The sequence below is a fragment of the Amycolatopsis albispora genome (assembly GCF_003312875.1).
GTDB classification, from domain to species: Bacteria; Actinomycetota; Actinomycetes; order Mycobacteriales; family Pseudonocardiaceae; genus Amycolatopsis; species Amycolatopsis albispora.
Genome location: NZ_CP015163.1, coordinates 6,584,044 through 6,604,079, shown reverse-complemented (window position 1 = coordinate 6,604,079; position 20,036 = coordinate 6,584,044). Strand labels below are relative to the sequence as shown.

Below are 20,036 nucleotides of genomic sequence, written 5' to 3'. Positions count from 1 at the left end.
GCGGGTGGAGAGCGAGATCAGGGCCGGGGTGAACCTGCGTGGCCTGCGTGAGCACAACCAGGCGCTCCTGCTCGGCGAGATCCGGCGCGCGGGCGGGCTCAGCCGGATCGAGCTGGCCGAACGCAGCGGGCTGACCCAGCAGGCCGTCTCCAAGATCGTGCCCGCGCTGCTCGACGCGGGAGTGCTCGACGAGGAACGCGAGCCGTCGCGCGGGGTGGGCAAGCCACGCACCCGGCTGCGCATCCGGCCGGGCGCGCGGCACGCGCTCGGCGCCCAGCTCGACCGGGACGAACTGCGCGTGGTGCGCACCGACCTGCTCGGCGCGGTCGTCGCCGAGGAAACCCGCGAGCTGCCGCACGAGTTCACCCCGGACGACGCCATCGCCGCCATCGGGTCCTGTGTGGACGGTCTGCGGGACGACTCCGTGCTCGGCCTCGGCGTCGGCGCGCTCGGCCCGCTGGACCACACCACCGGCGTGCTGCGGGAGGCGACCAACCTGCCCGGCTGGCACGAGGTCCCGCTGCGCGAGCTGCTCGCCGCCGCCACCGGGTTGCCGGTGCTGCTGGACAAGGACACCAACGCGGCCGCCGCCGGGTACGCCTGGCACGCCGCCACCCCGGCGCGCGCGGTGGCCGTGGTGCTGGTCGGCACCGGCATCGGCGCCGGGCTGCTGATCGACGGCCGGGTCTACCGCGGCCCGCGCACCAACGCGGGCGAGTTCGGGCACACCACCATCGCGCACGACGGCCCGCGTTGCCCGTGCGGCCGGCGCGGCTGCGTCGAGGTGCTGCACAACGCCGCCGTCCGCCGGGGTGATCCGGGGGAGGCCGCGCGCCTGCTCGGCGTCGGCCTGGTCGACCTGGTCCAGCTGCTCGACCTCGAGCAGATCGTGCTCGCGGTGCGTGACCGGCCGGAGCTGTACCGCGCCCAGATCGAGGCCCAGCTGAGCGCGTCCCTGCCGCTGCCGGGGTGGCAGAAGATCGACCTGGTGCTCGCCGAGCACGACGATCGCCTGGTCGCGGCCGGTGCGGCCACCGAAGTGCTGGCGAAGTTCTACGCGGGCACGCGGTGGTGACCGGTTCACCGGCGTGTCACCGGCGGCGCCGATACCATCCGGCCCGTGCCCACCGAGCCCGAGCAGACCACCGTGACCGAACCGGTCTCACTGGACCCGGCGCACAGAGTCCTTCCCAGCCACACCAGCCCGCTGGCGGCCGGCGCGAGCAAGCCGTTCGGCGGTCCCGTCGGTGAGCACGCGGCGCTGGGCAGGCACTGGTTCTGGTCACCGCTGCGGGTGGCGCTGCTGCTCGCCGTGGTGGGTCTCACGCTCAGCTGGTTCGGCAAGGCCGCCTGCATCCAGCAGTACCCCGGCGCGGACGGCACCCCGGAGCTGGACTGGCGATCGGGCCGCCCGTACGTGGCGATGTGCTACTCGGACGTGGTCCCGCTCTACAGCGCGGAACGGCTGAACGAGCCCGGCACCTTCCCGTACAAGACCAGCTGGGTGGACAACGAGGGCACCTCCGAGGCGCAGGTCCGGTACATGGAGTACCCGGTGCTGTCCGGGCTGTTCCAGTGGGTCAACGCGAAGCTGACCGACGCGTGGCTCGCCGGAGCGGAAGCGGGGTTCCTGCCGGGCGCCATCCCGGTGGCCGTCTACTTCAACATCTCCGCGTTGTGGCTGGCCATCGCCTGGCTGGTCACGGTGTGGGCGGTGGCCATGACCAACCGGAGACGACCGTGGGACGCCGCGCTGGTCGCGGTGTCACCGCTGATGCTGGTGCACGCGTTCACCAACTTCGACACGCTCGCCACCGCGTTCGCCGCGGGCGGGGTGCTCGCCTGGTCGCGGCGGCGGCCGATGCTCGCCGGGCTGCTGATCGGGCTGGGTGCCGCGGTGAAGCTGTACCCGTTGTTCCTGCTCGGGCCGTTGCTCATCCTCTGCATCAGAGCGGGGAAGGTGCGCGCGTGGACCACCGCCGCGCTGACCGCGGCCGGGGCGTGGCTGGCGGTGAACCTGCCGATCGCGCTGGCCTACCCGGTCGGCTGGCGCGAGTTCTTCCGGCTCAACGGCGAACGCGGGATGGACCCGGACTCGCTGTACAACGTGATCTCCTACTTCACCGGCTGGCCGGGCTTCGACGGTCTGCTGCGGTCCGGGGAAACCCCGGTCTGGCTGAACACGGTGACCGCCGTGCTGTTCCTCGCCTGCTGCGCGGGCATCGCCTTCCTCGGCCTCAACGCGCCGATCCGGCCGCGGTTCGCGCAGCTCGGTTTCCTGGTGGTGGCGGCGTTCCTGTTGACGAACAAGGTGTGGAGCCCGCAGTACTCGCTGTGGCTGGTGCCGCTGGCGGTGCTGGCGCTGCCGCGCTGGCGGCTGCTGCTCGGCTGGATGGTGCTCGACGCGCTGGTGTGGGCGCCCCGCATGTTCTTCTACCTCGGCGAGGACAACCGCGGTCTGCCCGAGGGCTGGTTCCTCGGCACCGTGGTGGTGCGGGACATCGCCGTGCTGGCGTTGTGCGCGCTGATCATCCGCGACATCCGGCGCCCGGAAAAGGACCTGGTGCGTGCCTCCGGCGACGACGACCCGGCCGGTGGCGTGCTCGACCGGGCCAGGGACGTGCTGATCTACCGCGGCGGGGTGTTCAGCCGCAGGTCACCAGCCGCGAGTGCGCGAAGCCGCTGACCCGCTCACGGCCGTGCACCACCGGCTCGGCCCGCAGGAACACGAAGAACAACGCGACCAGCAACGCGGCCCGTCCCCACACCCCGACGGCCACGGCCTGCGCGGCGAAGCCGTCGTAGATCCCGCCCGCGTTCTGCGGCACCATCGCGAACCAGCGGAAGATGCCGATGCCCATGGCCAGGTCGGCGACCAGGTACGCGGCGATCCAGGTCCACCGGATCCGCAGCAGCACGAACATCGGCAGCAGCCACAGCGTGTACTGCGGCGAATGGACCTTGTGCAGCAACAGGAATCCGCACAGCATCGCGGCCGCGACCGGGAGCAGCGGGTACACCCCGTCCCGGCGGTAGCGCTGCCAGCCGAGCACGCACGCGAGCGCGAACGACGCCAGCATCAGCGTCGGGGACACCACGTTCATCACGCTCTGGAAGGTGTCGTTGTCCGGATCGGACAGTGGCCGGAAACCCCAGAACCAGATGGAGTTGGTCGACACGTCGACCTTGCGGTCGCCCTGGAACTGGAACGAGGCCCACCAGCCCTCGAACCCGGCCAGCATGAACGGCAGGTTCGCGGCCACCCCGGTGCCCGCCGCGATGGCGATCACCCGCAACGCGCCGCGGAGGTCGTAGCGGCTGTGCTCGCGTTCGCCGTTGGTCAGCACGTACAACGCCAGCGGCACCACGAAGATCGCCGGATACAGCTTGAGCGCGAAGCCGATGCCGAGCAGCACCGCGGCGATCGCCGCCCGCTGCGGCAGCGGCCGTTTCCCGAGCAGGGTGACAAAGAACGCGGCGACCGCGGTGAGCACCACCGGCAGGTCCCAGTTGTGGAAGGCGTAGAGCACCAGCGGCGGGCCGATCGCCCACCACAGCGCGCGCCAGCCCGCCATTCTGCCCAGCAGCCACGCGGTGAGCAGGCCGAACGGCGCCAGCAGCAGCGCCGAAGCCAGCAGGAACCCGGCGTCGGTGTCGACGAAGAACGCGCCGGCCCAGATCAGCACCCCGGTGAGCACCGGGTATTCGACCGAGCCGCCGGTCAGCTGCCCGTTCTCCAGCGCGCCGTCGACGTACGGGAACACGTGCCGGTCGATGTCGCGGCCGATCCACAGGTGCTGGATGTCGGAGTAGCAGACGTCGGCGTAGCTGCGCTGGGTGTAGTCGGGGCCGCTGCGGCCCCAGACGTCGAACTCGGGCCCGGTGCAGCGGTCCTTGTTGGCGAAGCCCAGCACCATGGTCACCCCGCACAACACCACGAGCGCGGCGAGCGCGGCCCGGCTGAGCTGCTTGGTCACCTCGCCAGTGCCTCCCGCAGATAGGCGATGTCGGCGGCCTGGCCGTCACCCGGTGTCTCCACCACCACCGGCGCCCCGGCGGTGCGGGCCACCTCGGCCAGCAGCTCCGGGTCGATGGTGCCGTCGCCACCGACCACGTTCGCGTGCCGGTCGCGGGTGGAGCCGAACTCGTCGCGGGAGTTGTTGAGGTGCACCAGATCAATCCGGCCGGTGATGGCCTTGACCCGGTCCACCACGCCGTCGAGCTGCCAGCCCGCCGCGTAGGCGTGGCAGGTGTCCAGGCAGAAGCCCGCGCCGAACTCGCCGACCTGGTCCCACAGCCGGGCGATCATCTCCAGGTCCTTGGTCATCGCGCCGTCACCGCCCGCGGTGTTCTCGATCAGGATGGGCACCGCGAACCCGCCGCTCTCGGCTTGGCGCTCGAACAGCTTGCGCCAGTTCGCCAGTCCCTCGGCCGGATCCTCGCCCTTGCGCACGTGCCCGCCGTGCACGATCAGGCCCTTCGCGCCGACCTCGGCGGAACCGGCCGCGTGCTGCGCCACGCCCTTGCGCGACGGGATGCGGATGCGGTTGTTCAGCGAAGCCACGTTGATCAGGTAGGGCGAGTGGATGAACACCTCGATCTCGTCCGCGGCGATCTCGTCCGCGCTGGGGTGGCGCTTCGGCGCCTTCCAGCCCTGCGGGTCGGAGAGGAAGAACTGCACCACCTCGGCGCCGCGTTCCCTGGCCGCGGGCAACGGGTCGTCGTCACGAACATGCGCACCGATCTGCATGTGAGCACGCTACAGGCGGAAAACTTTCCACTCGAAGCACCGCCGATCACGTAGATGGGCTACCTTGGGCGCGGTGCGTGAACAGGGAGGCGGCGCATGAGCAGGAACGTGAATCGGATCGGTGCGGTCGGCTTCATGGTGGCGGTGTCCGCCGCGCTGACGCTGCCCGGCACGGCGAACGCCGCGGAAGGCGTCGACCCGGTGATCGTCGGCGAATGCGACGCGACCCTCAAGGGCGAGAACGGCAAGCCGCTCACCGTGGACCTCGGTGCCGCCGCCAACGCGCCCGGCCTGCTCGACCTCGGCCTCAGCTCGAAGTCGCCGGGTGGCAACGGCAAGGCCAAGCCGCTGCTGTCGCTGCCGGTGAAGGAAGCGCTCGACGGACTGGGCATCAGCAAGACCGGTCTGGTGGTGGACACCGCGGGCACCATCTGCGACACCGCGCAGACCACCACGAACGCCGTCGGCGCGACCACCCAGGGCCTGCTCGGTGGCGACGGCGCCGAACAACCGCCGCCGGACGACAACAACCCGGGCCCGAAGCCGCCGCCCGCGCCGAACCCGCCGGAAGAGGACGACGACGACCCGGCCGAGGACGCACCGATCCAGACCAATCCCGGCACCGGTGGCGGCAGCGCGAACAGCGGGGTCGACTCCAGCTTCCTGCCGCTCGGCCAGGCGCTGATCGGCCCGGCCGCGATGATCGGCCCGGTCCTCCCGCCCGGGGTCGCGCCGCCCGCCGCGCCGAACCTCGGCGAGCAGCTCCCGCCGCAGGTGCTGGCGGAGAACTCGGGCACCGCGGAAGCGCTGCCCGGCGCCACCCCGCCCCAGCGGGTGCCGCTGCTGATCGCCGTGCTCGCCGTGGTCGTGGTCGCCGCGCTGCTGGCCAGGACCTGGCTGCGCCGCCGCGCCGCCTGAGCGCCGGTAACTCTCCGCTACCGGTATTCCACCCGTTCGCCGGGCTTCTTCGGCGCGCGCGCCGTCACCCGGTCCCGTTACCGTCGTTGTTCCGGGTGAGCAGGGCACGGGCAGGGTGAGAGGGCTGTGGCGATGCGCAGGCGTATCCAGCGAACGGCCGCCGTGGGGGCGGCGACATTCCTACTGGCGGGCTCCGCCGCGATCGCCACACCGGCCACCGCGTCGGCCGCCGCCACCAAGAAGGTGCCGTGCGGCAGCTCCGTCACCGCCAAGCCCGGTGACACCATTCTCGGCACCACCCCGCTGCTCGGCATTCCGCTCAACCTCGGTGTGGTCAGCGAGGCCACCAAGGTGCTGACCGGGGTGGTCGACGGCCTGCTCGGCACCCTGTGCAAGGTCACCGTGAACGTGGTCGACACCGTGGTCGCCCCGGTGCCCGGTGTCGGCGCGCCGCTCGCGGACGCCACGAAGGGCGTGGTCGACGGTGTGCACAGCGGCGCGGTCGGCGCGCTGGGCGGCGGTCAGCAGGCGCCCGAGAACAAGCCGGGCAGCCCGCAGACCCCACCGGGCGGCGGCACCGGCGGGGCGCCCCAGACCGGTCCCGGCGGCGGCGGGGTCGCGCCGATCCCGCAGTCGAACAGCGAGGTGCTCGGCGGCAGCGCGCCCGCGTTCGCGAGCCTGCCGACGAACTTTGCCTCCGGCTACGCGCCGATGCGCGACTACAGCACCATCCCGATGGCCGCGCCCGGCATCTACAGCCCGTCACCCGGCGTCCGCTACGGCGGGCAGATCCCCGGGTACGCGCCGGAGTTCGGCATTCTCGGCGCGGACGGGCAGCCGCCCGCGCCGGACGCGGTCCAGAACGCCGGTGGCGCCGAGGCGCTGGCCGGGCCCGACGGCGGGTTCACCGACGGCACCGGGCTGCCGGTGCTGATCGCGGTGCTCGCCCTGTCCGGGGTGACCGCGGCGCTGGTGCGGACCTGGGTGCTGCGCAAGGCCACCGCCTGAGTATCTTTTGCGTACCCGGCTCGTTATCGTGTGCAACGCCTTCCGATCTCCCCATTCCCCGAACCGGAGGACAGCGCTCGTGCAGCACCGACTGACCAGGACCTTCCGCTCGGTACTGACGGCCACCGCCATCGCCGCACTGACCACCGGCGGGCTCGCCCTGTCCACGGGCACCGCCGCGGCGACCACGCTCCAGGCCGGCAGCTGCACCGCCGGGGTCACCGGCGTCTCCGGCGACACCGTGGCGATCACCGGTTCCTCGGTCAAGGCGCTGGTCAAGGCCGGGGCGCAGGAGGCGGGCACGCTCGCCGTCGGTGACTGGGCCGCCAACGACATCGCGAAGGTGTCCACGATCGAGGTCGGCCAGGTCGGCACCGGTTCCGCCAGCACGCAGGTCTCCGGCTCGGCCATCGGCCTCGCCGTGGCGAAGGCGCTCGAGGACACCGGCTCGTGGGGCCTCGGCATCGACCGCAAGAAGACGCTGGCCAGCGTGGAGCGCAAGGTGGCTGGCAACTGCGGGCTGACCGCCTACGCCAGCGACTACCGCGAGCCGACCAGCGAGCAGCAGCCGGCCACACAGCCCGGCGGGTCCACCGGCACGCAGCCCGGCACCGGCGGCAACCAGGGCTCGGTGCCCGGCACGCTGCCGCTCGGCACCGGCAGCACGATGGCGCCGCCGCCGGACTACAGCAACATCCCGGCCGCCACGCCCGGTGTCGCCCTGCCGCCCGGCGCGCGCTACGGCTCCGCCGCCCCCGGCCCGACCTCACCCGAGTTCGGCATTCTCGGCGCGGACCCGAACACCACGCAGGCGCCCGAGGTGCAGAACGCGGGCAACGCCGACTCGCTGGCCGCCTCCGGGCAGCCGGACAACACCGTGCAGCTGCCGATGCTGCTGGCCGTGGTCGCGCTGGCCGGGGTGACCGCCTCGCTGGTCCGGACCTGGGTGCTGCGAAAAGCGTCGTAGCGGCCAGGTACTCTTCCTCCTGACAAACCCTCCTGCCATGGAACGTCCATGGCCGTGAGCCCACAGGAGGTGAGTGGTTGTGTCACGCCATTACGAGGTAATGGTCATCCTGGATCCCACCCTCGACGAGCGGACCGTCGCCCCGACGCTGGACACGTTCCTCAACGTGATCCGCACTTCGGGCGGGGCCGTCGAGAAGGTCGACGTCTGGGGTCGCCGCCGGCTCTCGTTCGAGATCAAGAAGCACGCCGAGGGCATCTACGCCGTGCTCGACCTGAACTCGACGCCGGAAGCCGTGAAGGAGCTCGACCGGCAGCTGTCGCTGCAGGAGTCGGTGCTGCGGACCAAGGTCATGCGCCGCGAGGTCAAGCGCGCCGCCAAGCCGGCCGTCAAGGCCTGACGGAGGGTACGAGCCCATGGCTGGAGACACCGTCATCACGGTGGTCGGCAACCTGACCTCCGACCCGGAGCTGCGGTTCACCCCGTCCGGTGCGGCCGTCGCGAACTTCACCGTCGCGTCGACCCCGCGCACCTTCGACCGCCAGTCCGGCGAGTGGAAGGACGGCGAGGCCCTGTTCCTGCGCTGCAACATCTGGCGCCAGGCGGCGGAGAACGTCGCCGAGTCGCTGACCCGCGGGGCCCGCGTGGTCGTGCAGGGCAGGCTCAAGCAGCGGTCCTTCGAGACCAAAGAGGGCGAGAAGCGCACGGTCGTGGAGCTCGAGGTCGACGAGATCGGCCCCTCGCTGCGCTACGCCACCGCCAAGGTGAACAAGGTCAGCCGCGGTAGCGGCGGCGGCGGTGGTGGCGGCTTCGGCGGTGGCCAGGGCGGCGGGAGCGCCCCGGCCGACGACCCGTGGGGTTCGGCCCCGCCCGCCGGTGGCGGCGGCGGCGGTTTCAACGACGAACCCCCCTTCTGATCCAGATCACTTTTAGCTATTCCAGGAGTCGACAGTGGCCAAGCCACCCATTCGTAAGCCGAAGAAGAAGGTCTGCGTTTTCTGCAAGGCCGAGAAGAAGGGTCGCCCCGAGGCGATCGACTACAAGGACACCAACCTGCTGCGGAAGTACATCTCCGACCGCGGCAAGATCCGTGCCCGCCGGGTCACCGGCAACTGCAGCCAGCACCAGCGTGACGTCGCCATCGCGGTCAAGAACTCCCGCGAGATGGCGCTGCTGCCCTACACCTCGACCGCCCGCTAAGGAGGTTCACACTCATGGCGAAGATCATTCTCACCACTGACGTGGCGAACCTGGGCGGTCCCGGCGACCTCGTCGAGGTCAAGGACGGCTACGCGCGCAACTACCTGCTGCCGCGCGGGTACGCCATTCCCGCCACCAAGGGCGCGGAGAAGAACGTGCGGACCCTCCGCCGGGCCCAGGAGGCCCGCCGGATCCGCGACCTCGACCACGCCAAGGAGGTGCGGACCGCGCTGGAGGGCCTCGGCCACATCCAGCTGTCCGCCAAGGCGGCCGAGGGCTCGAAGAAGCTGTTCGGCTCGGTGACCACCAACGACATCGTCGCGGCGATCAAGTCGGCCGGTGGCCCGCCGCTGGACAAGCGCGTGATCGAGCTGCGCGAGCACATCAAGACCGTCGGCAAGCACCAGGTCACCGCCCGGCTGCACCCCGACGTGAAGGCCGACCTCCGCCTCGAGGTCGTCGCCAAGTAACACGTGTCCACCAAAAGGGCCGCCCTCCACCCGGAGCGCGGCCCTTTTGGCGTATATACGTGGGGAACGGCTTCCGCCGCCGGTACGTCAGAGTGGTTGACGACCGGAACTCAACTGTGGGGTACTCGGGGTTGTCGAAAGGGGACGAACCGGAATGACTGGCCCAGTCAGCATGTCCGCGCCGGGGGGAAACGGCGGAGGGTTCACCTTCCAGGCTGACCAGATCGACGCGGTCATCAAGAAGTGGCAGGACCTGCTGGACGATCTGAAGACCGACGCCGAGGACGCCAGGAACATGGCGGCGGTCAAGGCGCCGGGCAAGGAGTTCGCCAGCGGCGACTTCGCGAAGCTCGCCATCCCGTCGGTCAAGGCCTTCATCGACCAGAACACGAAGATGCAGGAGTACGTGGAGAACTACGTCGAAGCGCTCGAATCGGCGAAGAAGTCCATGACGAACAACGAGGCCGACACCGAGGCCGCGCTGAAGAAGACGGGTGAGCAGGCCTGATGAACAGCCAGCGTCTTGTCGGTCTGACGGCGGCCGCGCTCGCCACCGGTGCGCTGCTCGCGGGTTGCGGGGGTGGCGAGGAACGCAGTGCCGGGGACATCCCGACCGCCACCGTGCCCGGTGGCAAGCCCCCCGCCTCCAGTGCGCCGACCGGGGAGGAGAGTTCCGCCCCCGGCGGTTCCACCGGCTCGGCACCCAAGGTGTCCAGCCCCATCGACACCGAGAAGTTCGCCAGTGACGTCTGCGCCATGCTCTCCGAGGCGAAGGTCTCCGAACTGGGGCTCACCGACGCCACCCCGCGCGACTCCTCGACCGGCCCCACCTGCAACTGGAACTTCACCGACGCGGCCACCAACCGCATGGACATCTCCGCGCAGGCCAAGAACCCGAACGGGCTGAGCGACATCTACGACCAGAAGGATGAATTCGCCTACTTCGAGCCGATGGAGGTCGCCGGTTATCCGGCGGTGTACGCCGACGTGACCGATGCCCGCGGCGGCGGGGACTGCTCGCTCTACGTCGGGCTGAACGACCAGTTCGCGGTGCGGGTCAGCTCGTCGCTGTCCACCGGCCCGGACGAGTCGAAGCCCTGCCCGGTGGTCGAGAAGACCGCCGAAGCGATGATCGACACCGTGAAGGGCGGTTGAGCCATGCCCCTGTTCCTGATCCCGATCGTGGCCGGTGCGGCCGCCTACGGTGCGGCCACCCAGGACGAGTCCGGCAACTACACCGCCGGCGAGGGCGACCGCAAGATCGACTGCTACCAGATCTGGGAGCAGATCACCACCGGCGAGGGCCCGCAGTCGCTGTCCGAGGGGCAGGCCGCGGCCGGTCGACTCAAGGGCAACTACGAGTCGCGCATCGCCACCATCGACCAGCTCACCGCGGAGATGGACGCCGCGTGGACCGGGACCTCCGGTGAGGCGGCGAAGTCCGGCGGCCACCCGCTCAAGGTGTGGATGCAGGACTCCAAGGACAAGCTGAACGACAGCGACAAGTACCTCGGCGAGCAGTACAACGCGTTCACCACGGTGCACTCCAAGGTGCAGGAGGTGCCGAAGGAGCCGCCGGAGAGCGGGTTCCTCAACGACATCACGCCGTGGGAGACCGACACCGACCGCGCGATCGAGGAGTACAACACCAAGGGCCAGCAGAACGTCGACGCGTTCAACGCCTACTTCAAGGCCAGCGGTGACAACGGCCAGGGCATGCCGACCTACAACGCGATCTCCGGCCAGGTCCAGGCCGTCGACGTGAACGACGACGGCAGCGGGGGCGACGGCGACGGCAAGGACAAGGACGGCAACGGGGGCGGCGGCAGCGGAAGCGGCGGCGGCTCGGGCAGCGGTGGCGGGTACACGCCCGGCAACATCCCCGGCGCCAGCATTCCCGGTGGCGGTGGTGGACCGGGCAGCGGCGGGTACACCCCCGGGAACATTCCCGGCGCGGGCGGCAACGTGCCCGGCGGCAGCTACCAGCCCGGTGACATCCCCGGCTACAACCCGGGTGACATCCCCGGCGGGCCGGGCAGCCCCGGTTACAAGCCGCCGACCTGGGACGACGGCACCGGCGCTGCCGGGTACACGCCGGGCAAGATCCCGTCGGCCGGTGGTTTCGGCCCGGGTGGTTCCGGTGGCGGCGGCTTCGGGCCGGGCAGCGTGGGCGACATCCCCGGTGCCGAGGGCTTCGGCCCCGGTGGCGGTGGCGGCTTCGGGCCGGGCAGCGGCGGCAACATCGGCGCGGGTGGCGCGGGCTTCGGCCCCGGCGGCCAGTCGGGTTCCGGTGCGGGCGCGGGTGCCGGTGCCGGCAAGGCCATGGGCGGTGCCGCGATGGGCGGTGCGGCGGCGGCCGGTGCCGCCGGCAACCGCGGCATGGGCATGGGCGGCATGGGCATGGGCGGCATGGGTGCCGGTGCCGGTCGTGGCCAGGGTGCCGAGGACGAGGATCGCCAGTCGCGCTTCCTGGTCGGCGAGGACCCGAACGAGGTCTTCGGCACCGACGAGCTGACCGCGCCGCCGGTCATCGGCGAGTAATATCCGGGCCAATATCCGCTTTTCGTTCGCCCGGCCCGCCTCGCGCGGGCCGGGCGACGCGCGTCGATCACTAGGGGATGGCGAAGTTGCTGGAGAAGCAGGTCACGCTGACCACGGGCACCCTGCTCAACCTGATCCGCCGGCGCAACGGCGAGCCGCACACGGTGCTCTCCAGCACGCCGACCTGGCTCAGCGAGGAAGCCCAGCGCGCGGAGGACGAGCGCGCCAACGCCGAGCTGGCCAAGTACGGCCTGGCGGGCAGGCGTGGCATCGATCCGGGGTTCGTCGCGGTGGTCGAGGCGATCACCCGGCCGCAGCTGGAGTACTTCGCCTGGATCGACGGCGGGTTCGAGGGCAAGCCGCTGAAGTACACGCTGCTCGCCGGTTCGGCGGGCGGGGAAGCCTTCGTGCTGGCGCGCAATCCGGAGGCCGAGGGCGTGGTGCTGGCCTCGGTCCGGCCGGAGGAACTGCTCACCGAGTTCCTCGGGCAGATCCCGAACCTGGCGCCGGGCAAGGGAAACCGGCTGGTGGTGCCAAAGAGCGAGGCCACCGGCACGCGGCGCGGCCCGTCGCCGTCGGACGACGGCTTCTCGGTGATGCGGGACTCGCGGCCGAGCGCGGGCGCGGTCGAAGCGGAAGAGCTGCGGCGGGTGCTGAGCCTGCGCCGGCTCGGCGGCGGCAGCCTGTACGTGGCGGCGCGCAACCGCGCGGGCAGGCGGCAGCGGATCGACCGGCCGGTGAACTACATCGACACCATCGAGGGCCGCTGGCTGACCGAAGAGGTGCCGGGCGCCGGAGAGCCGTCGATCGCCTTCACCCCGGCCACGCCGCAGGAGCTGGCGGGCCGGTTGCGGGCCGCGCAGAGCCGCCTGACGGCCTGACCACGCGGTCACTCACATAGCGCAGCCGAGTTGTCCACAGGAGTTGTCCACAGCCGGGGGCGCCCCGGTGCACGACACGCCGAACGATCGGTTTACCGCGACACGCCGAACGAATGTCCACGAGTTTTTCCACAGCTTGCCCACATGGTCTGACCTGCGGCTTTCTCCCAGTGGTGGAGTTTTGCCCCCAGGGTGTCCACAGGTAGCGGGCGGCCTGTGACTGGATGGCCCCAGCCATCCCCAAGTTGTCCACAGGTTGTCCACGGGACGATTTGGCTAGGGCCATCCGGGGGATCTAGCGTGCCGGTGGATCCGGCGTACAATCGAACACCTGTTCGTACGCACGACAGCGAGAAAGGGAGGCTCGGGCAGTGGCCCTGACCGACGATCGCGGCTCCGGTGGTGGCTACGAGCCCGACGACCCGGGCCCGCCCGACCCCGGCGCCGGTGGCCGCGCCAGCGAGTTCGACCGGCAGCCACCGCAGGACGTGGCGGCCGAGCAGTCCGTGCTCGGCGGCATGCTGCTGTCCAAGGACGCCATCGCCGACGTGGTCGAGGTGCTGCGGCCGAACGACTTCTACCGGCCCGCCCACCAGGCGGTCTACGAGTGCATCCTCGACCTCTACGGCCGGGGCGAGCCCGCCGACCCGATCACCGTCTCGGCCGAGCTGGAACGCCGCGGCGAGCTGGGCCGGGTCGGTGGCGCGCCGTACCTGCACACGCTGATCGCCACCGTGCCCACCGCGGCGAACGCGGGGTACTACGCGGAGATCGTCTCCGAGAAGGCGGTGCTGCGGCGGCTGGTCGAGGCGGGCACGCGGATCGTGCAGTACGGCTACGGCGCCAACCAGGACAACGCCGGTGGCAACATCGACGAGGTGGTCGACCGCGCGCAGGCGGCCATCTACGAGGTGACCGAGCGGCGCACCAGCGAGGACTACGTCGCGCTGGAGGAACTGCTCCAGCCGACCATGGACGAGATCGACGCGATCGCCTCGCGGGGTGGCTCGGCGCAGGGCATCCCGACCGGCTTCGCCGATCTCGACGAGGTGACCAACGGCCTGCACCCGGGTCAGATGATCATCGTCGCGGCCCGGCCGGGTGTCGGGAAGTCGACGCTGGGGCTGGACTTCGCCAGGTCGTGCTCGATCACGCACGGCATGAGCAGCGTCATCTTCTCGCTGGAGATGAGCCGGACCGAGATCGTCATGCGCATGCTCTCGGCCGAGGCGAAGATCCGGCTGGCCGACATGCGTGGTGGCCGCATGTCCGACGACGACTGGACGAGGCTGGCGCGGCGGATGAGCGAGATCAGCGAAGCCCCGCTGTTCATCGACGACTCGCCGAACATGACGATGATGGAGATCCGTGCCAAGGCGCGGCGGCTCAAGCAGCGCAACGACCTCAAGCTCGTGGTGCTGGACTACATGCAGCTGATGTCGTCGGGCAAGCGCGTCGAGTCGCGGCAGCAGGAGGTCTCGGAGTTCTCGCGGCAGCTGAAGCTGCTGGCCAAGGAGATCGAGGTGCCGCTGGTCGCGATCAGCCAGCTGAACCGTGGTCCCGAGCAGCGCACCGACAAGCGCCCGATGCTGTCGGACCTGCGTGAGTCGGGCTCGCTGGAGCAGGACGCGGACATCGTGCTGCTGATCAACCGCCCGGACGCCTGGGAACGCGACGACCCGCGCGCCGGGGAGGCCGACCTGATCCTGGCCAAGCACCGCGCGGGGCCGACCAGCACCGTGGTGGTCGCGCACCAGCTGCACTACAGCCGCTTCGCGGACCTCGCCCAGAGCTGATCCGCACCCCCGGTAGGGGCTCAAATTTGACTTCATTTCTCAGAACCGACTTCATCTGCACTTCATAAACGAATTAGAAATGAGATTTACCGCGTTCCAGTACTTGATCAATCTCGAAGGAGCACCACGTGCCTGTTCCGACCCCAGGCGGCTTCGTCTTCGACCGCCACGGCGGCTCCCTCACCACCGACAAGACCAGCACCAATGACGATGCAGACGCTCGTCGTGAGCAGTGGTCGAACGGTGCTGGCGCGGCTGCTCAGGAGGCAGCCGCCTGGACGACGTTTGGCAATGAACTCGCTGAGTTGGGCAGCAAGCTCCAGGCGTGCCCTGCCTTCGGCCCTCTGAGTGGCTTGACCAACCTGCCCGAGGTCGAGCCTGGCGTCTTCGGTTATGGCACCGAAGTGCCACGTCATGGGGTCAACGGCGAGGAAATGATTGGTCACCTCACAGCGCTGATGCGTGACTCCCGGGCTATCGGCGCTGCCTACGAGGCCGCTGGCCATCGGCTCGCGGCAGCCGTCACAGAACCCGCCGCGTAGGCGCGACGCCCATGGTCCCAGCCATGCTGAAAACCCGAGTGCAGCGAACGTCCAGTGACCGTCGCTCTTCCGCAGGTCTACAGCCTGGGAGGAACCGACCTTGGGTGCACCTCTTGGTCGAGTACTCAGCGGGGAGAAGTGGCGATGGAGCCCGCAGTTAAGGTAGAGGGAGAGGAGTACCTGCTCGCGCAGGTCCGCGAGGCGTTCGGCCGGGTGGTCTACAGCCACAAGACCCACGAGAAACAAGCGGACATCTGCTTCGGGCGATACAGGTGGCAACAGGGTGTGCTGGTTGCTTTCACGGCTGTCAGCACCGGTACGTTCCTCGCGTCCGTGCTCGGCATGCTGGGCAACCAGGTCCTGACCAGCCTCGCGACCTCGTTCATCGCCCTCGTCGTCAGCACGCTGAGCCTCGCCTCCAAGAGCTTCAAGTTCAGCGAGGAGTCTGAAGCCCACCGCAAAATCGCCTCGCGGCTGTGGGACGTGCGCGAATCGTACCTGTCGCTGATCGCCGACCTGATGTCCGGCGCGACGGTGCCTGCGGATGCTCGTTTGCGCCGGGACGGACTCCAAGAAGCCACACGTGCGGCTTACGCCGACGCGCCCCGGACCACGTCAAAAGCTTACGGACGAGCGCAGGTCGGGCTCAAGAACAACGAGGAGCTGACCTTCACCTCCCGCGAGCTCGACCTGTTCCTCCCAGAGGCGCTTCGTCTCAATGAAGGTGAGGCCGGACGATGAAGGTGGACAAGATTTTTGATGCCCTGCTCGAGAACCTGAAGGTCGGCGACGCTAGCACCACCGTCGCCGCACGCCGCGGCGAGATCACGAAGGCGTTGAACAAGGACTTCCGGTCGGTCGAGGGCTCCACGGCGAATCGGGTGATGGTCGGCTCCTACGGCCGACACACTGCGATCCGCGGCGTCTCAGACCTGGACATGATCTACATCCTCCCAGCCAGCCTCCGCTCGAGCTACAGCACCGAGACGGGACCGCGGAGGATGCTCAACCGTGTTCGGGACGATCTGACCGCGCGGTACCCGAACACCGACATACGCGTCGACCAGTGCGTCGTGCGTGTGCAGTTCACAAGCAACAAATTCAAGTTTGAGGTGCAGCCGGCCTTCGAGAACAGCGATGGCAGCTTCGACTACCCCGACACGAAGGCCGAGGGCTGGAAGGTCACTAAGCCGCGCGAGGAGATCGCTGCGACGAAGGACTGCAACGACCGTACATCGACGAACATGCGCCACCTCGCTCGGATGGCCCGAGCGTGGAAGGACACGAACGGCGTAGTGATTGGTGGCCTGCTCATCGACACGCTCGTCTACCGGTTCTTCTCGGCCACGTCCGAGTATGACGACAAGGGGAGTCTCTGGTTCGACTTCATGGTCAGGGACTTCTTCGAGTTCCTCATGAGCGAGCCGAACAAGGACTACTACCTCGCGCTGGGCAGCAACCAGCGGGTAAACGTGAAGAAGCGGTTCCAGCCGAAGGCGGAGAAGGCGTACAACCTCTGCATCGAGGCCATCGCCAAAGAGGGCAAGGCTTCCGCGAACAAGAAATGGCGAGAGGTATTCGGGTCAGCGGTTCCGCTGGAGGTCACCGAGTCCGCCCGCTCGTTCAAGGACACCGAGGAGTTCATCGAGAGCCGGTACCCCATCAACGTCAGCGAGTCGCTCGCGATCGACTGCAATGTCACGCAGAACGGATGGCGAACAGCGTCACTCCGGGAGATGCTCAAGAACAAGACCCTGCTGCTCCCGAACAAGGAGCTCGACTTCACCATCACCGAGTGCAGCGTCTCGTACCCGTATGACGTGAAGTGGAAGGTGCTGAACTGCGGAAACGAGGCCGAGCGTCGGAACAACATCCGCGGGGAGATCATATCGCCCAATCGTGCCGGCAACGCTCGACACGAGCGGACCAGCTTCCGTGGTAAGCACGTCGTCGAGTGCTACATCATCAAGGACGGGATCGTGGTCGCACGGGACGTCATCGACGTGCCGATCTGCACTAACGCCGCTTAGAGCGGTCGACGAGGTCACCTCCGCGGCGATCGCGCTCCGGCTGGTTGACGTGCCGGAGTTCCACGACTTCCCGCGCTGGCTATCCTCGTGCGGCGCCATCGCCGACGGCGATCTCACCGGCTTCCCGTTCCGCGAAGCGCCGCTTCCGCCGCCGGAGGACACCGCCATCGAGTCGGCTCCCGGACTCTGGACGCTCGCCGCCCGGCGCCAACCCGGGGTTGAACGCGGAACGAAATGGACCGCGTTCACTGGTGGACTGCGGTCATGACCAACACCCTCCACGCTTACTTCGGTTATCGCGACGCACCGGCCGCGCTGGACTGGTTCGAACGCGCCTTCGGCTTCGAGCGGACGGTGGCCTATCCCGACGACAAGGGCGGCCTCGCGCACGCGGAGCTGCGGTTCGGCCCCGGTGTCAGCTTCAGCCTCTTCACCGACGAAGCCGGTTATGACCGCGCCGCGGTGAAAGGGGAGACCGTCGGCCACGGCCTCTGCATCCGGATGGGCACCAACGAGGAGGTGGATGCCTTGTACGCCAAGGCAACCGCCGCCGGCGCGCGGGTGATCTGGCCGCCGGAGGCCACCGAGTGGGGCACCTACCGGTTCCGGGTGCTCGATCCCGAGGGCTACGAGTGGACCTTCGGCACCTACCCCGGGATCTGGACCGATCAGCCCGCCTGACCGAGGAAGTACATCGCGGCGACCGTGGCCACGCCGATCGCGCTCCACCGCACCACCACCGGAGCGGCTGGCCACGGGCGTTCGCGCAACACGCGCACCCCGAACGGCACCAGCGCCACGCACAGTCCCACCGCGGCGAGCACCGAAAGCCATTCGGTGCCCTTCAGCACACCGACCGGCATCGCGGTCATCGATCCGAGCGCCACCGCGCCGGCCCGGCCCAGCGCCCGCGACCGCCACGCGCCGATCGCCAGCACCACCCAGCCGGACAACACGGGCACGGTGAACACCCGCATCACGTGGTAGGCGCCGTACGAATCCGCGATCACCTCGGTCGCCCCTTCCACGCCCAGTACCCGCACCAGCTGGAACGCCAGGTGGTCGATCCCGGCGTGGAAGGTGCGCGCGAACAGCCCGCACACCACCAGAATCCCGCCCCAGCGCCCGAATCCACCGCCGACGCGACGGGCCAGCAGCAGGATTCCCGGCCACAGCAACACCGTGCCGAGCAGAAAGCAGCTGTACGCGGCGAACATCCGCTCCGGCGCCTGCGCGGACGCCTCGAGCTGGGCCGGGAAGAACAGGTCGTGCGGCAGGCGAAGCAGCACCCCGGCGAGCAGCAGCGGTGGCGCCAGCAGCAGGGAAATGGCCCCGGGCAACAGGTTTCTCATGCCCGGGGACTCTGCGGCACCACGCCGCCGTCCACATCGGACCGCGGTAGCTCAGACCTGGGTCGGAGTCCAGGTGCCCGGCATGCCGAACCCGGCGGGGTCCTCACCGGCCATCGTGTGCGCGCCCGCCTTCAGCCGCTCGATCAGCCCGCGCGTCCAGTCGGCACCGCTGCTCGTGTTGTGCACCCACAGGTCGAACAGCTCCTGCACGTGTCCGGGATCGGTCCACGCGCTGGTCTGCTCGATGATGTCCGCGCGCCCGCTTTCCAGTGCGTGCAGCCGTTTTTCCAGCAGTTCGATCGCCTCGGCCCTGGACAGCGCGGGCAGCAGGGCGAGGCCGGCGGTGAGCATGTCCGGCCGGAGTTCTGGCCGGACCAGCGCGGTGCGGAGCAGCCGGAAGAACTCCTCGTCACCGGCTTCGGTCAGCTCGTAGTCGACCCGGCCACCCGAGTCCGGGACGTCGATCGCGCGCAGCAGCCCGTCCTTCGCCAGTTGCCGCAGCGCGTGGTAGAGCGAGCCCCATTTGACGTTGGCCCATTCGTCGGCGCCCCAGGTCAGCAGTTCGGTGCGGACCAGGTAACCGTGGGCCCGGCCGAAGCCGCGGACCGCGCCGAGCACCAGCAGCCGCGTCGCCGACATGAACCCTCCCACCTGGTGATCCGCCCCAGCGTAAAGGCCCGGCTCCGGCCACCGCATGGCCGCCGACCCGGCCGGGGCGTATAGTTGAATTTTCAACTAGCAGCAGTCTCCAGGAGCCAGCATGACCGCCGCCCCCGTGCTCTACCTCAGCCACGGCGCGCCCCCGCTCGCCGACGACGCGACCTGGAGCCGTCAGCTCGCCGACTGGTCGGCCGGACTGGCGAAGCCGGCCGCGATCCTGATCGTGTCGGCGCACTGGGAGGAGGCGCCGCTGACCATCGGCGCGACCACCACGGTCCCGCTGATCTACGACTTCTGGGGCTTCCCCGACCGCTACTACCAGGTCGAATACCGGGCGCCCGGTGCTCCAGCCTTGGCCGAGAAGGTGCGGAAACTGCTGCGCTCGGCGGAAACCCCGGTGCACGACGACCCGGCCCGCGGGCTCGACCACGGCGCGTACGTGCCGCTCGTGGAGATGTTCCCCGACGCCGACGTGCCGGTGCTCCAGATCTCCATGCCCTCGCTCGACCCGGAGCAACTGTTCGACCTCGGCAGGAAGCTGGCGCCGCTGCGTGACGAAGGCGTGCTGATCATCGGCAGCGGCTTCTTCACGCACAACCTGAGCGGGATGAGCATGCACCGCGGTGCCGACCACGAGCCGCCGGCCTGGTCCGCCGAATTCGACGACTGGGGCGCGCGGGCGCTGGAAAAGAACGACGTGGACGCGATCCTCGACTTCACGCACAAGGCACCCGCGCCCGGCCTGGCGCACCCGCGGATCGAGCACTTCGCGCCGCTGTTCGTCTCGCTCGGCGCGGGCGGCGAAGCCGGTGACGCGCCGAAGACGGTGATCGACGGATTCTGGTACGGGCTGGCGAAGCGGTCCGTGCAACTGGGCTGACACACGAAAAAACCGGGCCCCGGAGCTGGCTGCTCCGGGGC

Annotated in this window: 23 protein-coding genes; 19 read left to right on the top strand and 4 right to left on the bottom strand. The window is 69.6% G+C overall.

Translation table 11 applies throughout. The features are described 5' to 3' along the window. Positions 1 to 4: 4 nt before the first annotated feature. Positions 5 to 1,075 (top strand): ROK family transcriptional regulator, encoded by a 1,071-nt coding sequence (locus tag A4R43_RS31210; RefSeq protein ID WP_236808392.1) that lies wholly within the window; start codon positions 5 to 7, stop codon positions 1,073 to 1,075. Between the two features lie 45 nt (positions 1,076 to 1,120). Then, positions 1,121 to 2,686: a glycosyltransferase family 87 protein gene (locus A4R43_RS31205; RefSeq protein WP_113695359.1), complete on the top strand. Its 1,566-nt coding sequence runs from the start codon at positions 1,121 to 1,123 to the stop codon at positions 2,684 to 2,686. Here the strand turns inward: A4R43_RS31205 and A4R43_RS31200 are convergent. Both A4R43_RS31200 and A4R43_RS31195 read right to left on the bottom strand, forming a co-directional pair. Then, complete coding sequence (locus A4R43_RS31200; RefSeq protein ID WP_236808391.1) at positions 2,646 to 3,977, bottom strand: glycosyltransferase family 87 protein; 1,332 nt, start codon at positions 3,975 to 3,977, stop codon at positions 2,646 to 2,648. The genes A4R43_RS31205 and A4R43_RS31200 overlap by 41 nt on opposite strands. Further along, a complete protein-coding gene (locus A4R43_RS31195) occupies positions 3,974 to 4,750 on the bottom strand; it encodes a deoxyribonuclease IV (RefSeq protein WP_113695358.1) in 777 nt (258 codons plus the stop codon). Before A4R43_RS31195 ends, A4R43_RS31200 begins: the two co-directional genes overlap by 4 nt. A 96-nt stretch (positions 4,751 to 4,846) precedes the next feature. Between A4R43_RS31195 and A4R43_RS31190 the strand changes: the two genes are divergently transcribed. The 16 genes from A4R43_RS31190 (at position 4,847) to A4R43_RS31110 (ending at position 17,784) form a co-directional block, all read left to right on the top strand. Beyond that, complete coding sequence (locus tag A4R43_RS31190) at positions 4,847 to 5,668, top strand: hypothetical protein (RefSeq protein ID WP_113695357.1); 822 nt, start codon at positions 4,847 to 4,849, stop codon at positions 5,666 to 5,668. A gap of 132 nt (positions 5,669 to 5,800) precedes the next feature. Further along, the gene (locus A4R43_RS31185) at positions 5,801 to 6,676 is read left to right on the top strand and encodes a hypothetical protein (protein ID WP_205215113.1); all 876 of its coding nucleotides are present in this window, start codon (positions 5,801 to 5,803) and stop codon (positions 6,674 to 6,676) included. 79 nt (positions 6,677 to 6,755) lie between these two features. Then, a complete protein-coding gene (locus A4R43_RS31180; RefSeq protein ID WP_113695355.1) occupies positions 6,756 to 7,643 on the top strand; it encodes a hypothetical protein in 888 nt (295 codons plus the stop codon). A gap of 79 nt (positions 7,644 to 7,722) precedes the next feature. Beyond that, positions 7,723 to 8,043 carry a 30S ribosomal protein S6 gene (rpsF, locus tag A4R43_RS31175; protein WP_205215112.1) on the top strand — a complete coding sequence of 107 codons (321 nt, stop codon included), beginning with the start codon at positions 7,723 to 7,725 and terminating at the stop codon, positions 8,041 to 8,043. A gap of 16 nt (positions 8,044 to 8,059) precedes the next feature. After that, complete coding sequence (locus tag A4R43_RS31170) at positions 8,060 to 8,560, top strand: single-stranded DNA-binding protein (protein ID WP_113695353.1); 501 nt, start codon at positions 8,060 to 8,062, stop codon at positions 8,558 to 8,560. Between the two features lie 34 nt (positions 8,561 to 8,594). After that, entirely contained in the window at positions 8,595 to 8,843 is a 249-nt protein-coding gene (rpsR, locus tag A4R43_RS31165) for a 30S ribosomal protein S18 (RefSeq protein WP_113695352.1), read from the top strand. 14 nt (positions 8,844 to 8,857) lie between these two features. Then, the gene (rplI, locus tag A4R43_RS31160) at positions 8,858 to 9,313 is read left to right on the top strand and encodes a 50S ribosomal protein L9 (RefSeq protein WP_113695351.1); all 456 of its coding nucleotides are present in this window, start codon (positions 8,858 to 8,860) and stop codon (positions 9,311 to 9,313) included. Positions 9,314 to 9,467: 154 nt separating this feature from the next. Next, entirely contained in the window at positions 9,468 to 9,821 is a 354-nt protein-coding gene (locus A4R43_RS31155; protein WP_113695350.1) for a hypothetical protein, read from the top strand. After that, positions 9,821 to 10,468 (top strand): DUF3558 domain-containing protein, encoded by a 648-nt coding sequence (locus tag A4R43_RS31150; protein WP_113695349.1) that lies wholly within the window; start codon positions 9,821 to 9,823, stop codon positions 10,466 to 10,468. The genes A4R43_RS31155 and A4R43_RS31150 overlap by 1 nt, the downstream gene beginning before the upstream one ends. 9 nt (positions 10,469 to 10,477) lie before the next feature. Beyond that, the gene (locus tag A4R43_RS31145; protein WP_113697994.1) at positions 10,478 to 11,854 is read left to right on the top strand and encodes a hypothetical protein; all 1,377 of its coding nucleotides are present in this window, start codon (positions 10,478 to 10,480) and stop codon (positions 11,852 to 11,854) included. A gap of 86 nt (positions 11,855 to 11,940) precedes the next feature. Beyond that, a complete protein-coding gene (locus A4R43_RS31140; RefSeq protein ID WP_113697993.1) occupies positions 11,941 to 12,735 on the top strand; it encodes an ESX secretion-associated protein EspG in 795 nt (264 codons plus the stop codon). A gap of 371 nt (positions 12,736 to 13,106) precedes the next feature. Beyond that, on the top strand, positions 13,107 to 14,531 hold the full coding sequence (gene dnaB, locus A4R43_RS31135; RefSeq protein WP_113695348.1) for a replicative DNA helicase: 1,425 nt from the start codon (positions 13,107 to 13,109) through the stop codon (positions 14,529 to 14,531). Positions 14,532 to 14,659: 128 nt separating this feature from the next. Next, entirely contained in the window at positions 14,660 to 15,073 is a 414-nt protein-coding gene (locus tag A4R43_RS31130; RefSeq protein ID WP_113695347.1) for a hypothetical protein, read from the top strand. A 144-nt stretch (positions 15,074 to 15,217) separates the two neighbouring features. Next, positions 15,218 to 15,814: an SLATT domain-containing protein gene (locus A4R43_RS31125; protein WP_113695346.1), complete on the top strand. Its 597-nt coding sequence runs from the start codon at positions 15,218 to 15,220 to the stop codon at positions 15,812 to 15,814. Further along, positions 15,811 to 17,103 carry a nucleotide-binding domain-containing protein gene (locus A4R43_RS31120; protein ID WP_113695345.1) on the top strand — a complete coding sequence of 431 codons (1,293 nt, stop codon included), beginning with the start codon at positions 15,811 to 15,813 and terminating at the stop codon, positions 17,101 to 17,103. Before A4R43_RS31125 ends, A4R43_RS31120 begins: the two co-directional genes overlap by 4 nt. A 264-nt stretch (positions 17,104 to 17,367) precedes the next feature. Further along, positions 17,368 to 17,784, top strand: a complete 417-nt coding sequence (locus A4R43_RS31110; protein WP_113695343.1) for a VOC family protein — start codon at positions 17,368 to 17,370, stop codon at positions 17,782 to 17,784. Here the strand turns inward: A4R43_RS31110 and A4R43_RS31105 are convergent. Then, positions 17,772 to 18,455, bottom strand: a complete 684-nt coding sequence (locus A4R43_RS31105; protein ID WP_162788652.1) for a hypothetical protein — start codon at positions 18,453 to 18,455, stop codon at positions 17,772 to 17,774. The two genes, A4R43_RS31110 and A4R43_RS31105, sit on opposite strands and share 13 nt — an antisense overlap. A gap of 51 nt (positions 18,456 to 18,506) precedes the next feature. Then, entirely contained in the window at positions 18,507 to 19,094 is a 588-nt protein-coding gene (locus A4R43_RS31100; protein WP_113695341.1) for a PadR family transcriptional regulator, read from the bottom strand. Positions 19,095 to 19,215: 121 nt separating this feature from the next. Here A4R43_RS31100 and A4R43_RS31095 point away from each other — a divergent pair, with 121 nt between their 5' ends. Next, complete coding sequence (locus A4R43_RS31095; protein WP_113695340.1) at positions 19,216 to 19,995, top strand: dioxygenase family protein; 780 nt, start codon at positions 19,216 to 19,218, stop codon at positions 19,993 to 19,995. Positions 19,996 to 20,036: the final 41 nt, after the last annotated feature.

Coding starts and splice junctions, on each gene's coding strand:
- A4R43_RS31195 (WP_113695358.1), bottom strand. CDS start 4,750: ATGCAGATCGGTGCGCATGTTCGTGACGACGACCCGTTGCCCGCGGCC.
- A4R43_RS31190 (WP_113695357.1), top strand. CDS start 4,847: ATGAGCAGGAACGTGAATCGGATCGGTGCGGTCGGCTTCATGGTGGCG.
- A4R43_RS31185 (WP_205215113.1), top strand. CDS start 5,801: ATGCGCAGGCGTATCCAGCGAACGGCCGCCGTGGGGGCGGCGACATTC.
- A4R43_RS31170 (WP_113695353.1), top strand. CDS start 8,060: ATGGCTGGAGACACCGTCATCACGGTGGTCGGCAACCTGACCTCCGAC.
- rplI (WP_113695351.1), top strand. CDS start 8,858: ATGGCGAAGATCATTCTCACCACTGACGTGGCGAACCTGGGCGGTCCC.
- A4R43_RS31155 (WP_113695350.1), top strand. CDS start 9,468: ATGACTGGCCCAGTCAGCATGTCCGCGCCGGGGGGAAACGGCGGAGGG.
- A4R43_RS31150 (WP_113695349.1), top strand. CDS start 9,821: ATGAACAGCCAGCGTCTTGTCGGTCTGACGGCGGCCGCGCTCGCCACC.
- A4R43_RS31125 (WP_113695346.1), top strand. CDS start 15,218: ATGGAGCCCGCAGTTAAGGTAGAGGGAGAGGAGTACCTGCTCGCGCAG.
- A4R43_RS31120 (WP_113695345.1), top strand. CDS start 15,811: ATGAAGGTGGACAAGATTTTTGATGCCCTGCTCGAGAACCTGAAGGTC.
- A4R43_RS31110 (WP_113695343.1), top strand. CDS start 17,368: ATGACCAACACCCTCCACGCTTACTTCGGTTATCGCGACGCACCGGCC.
- A4R43_RS31105 (WP_162788652.1), bottom strand. CDS start 18,455: ATGAGAAACCTGTTGCCCGGGGCCATTTCCCTGCTGCTGGCGCCACCG.
- A4R43_RS31100 (WP_113695341.1), bottom strand. CDS start 19,094: ATGTCGGCGACGCGGCTGCTGGTGCTCGGCGCGGTCCGCGGCTTCGGC.
- A4R43_RS31095 (WP_113695340.1), top strand. CDS start 19,216: ATGACCGCCGCCCCCGTGCTCTACCTCAGCCACGGCGCGCCCCCGCTC.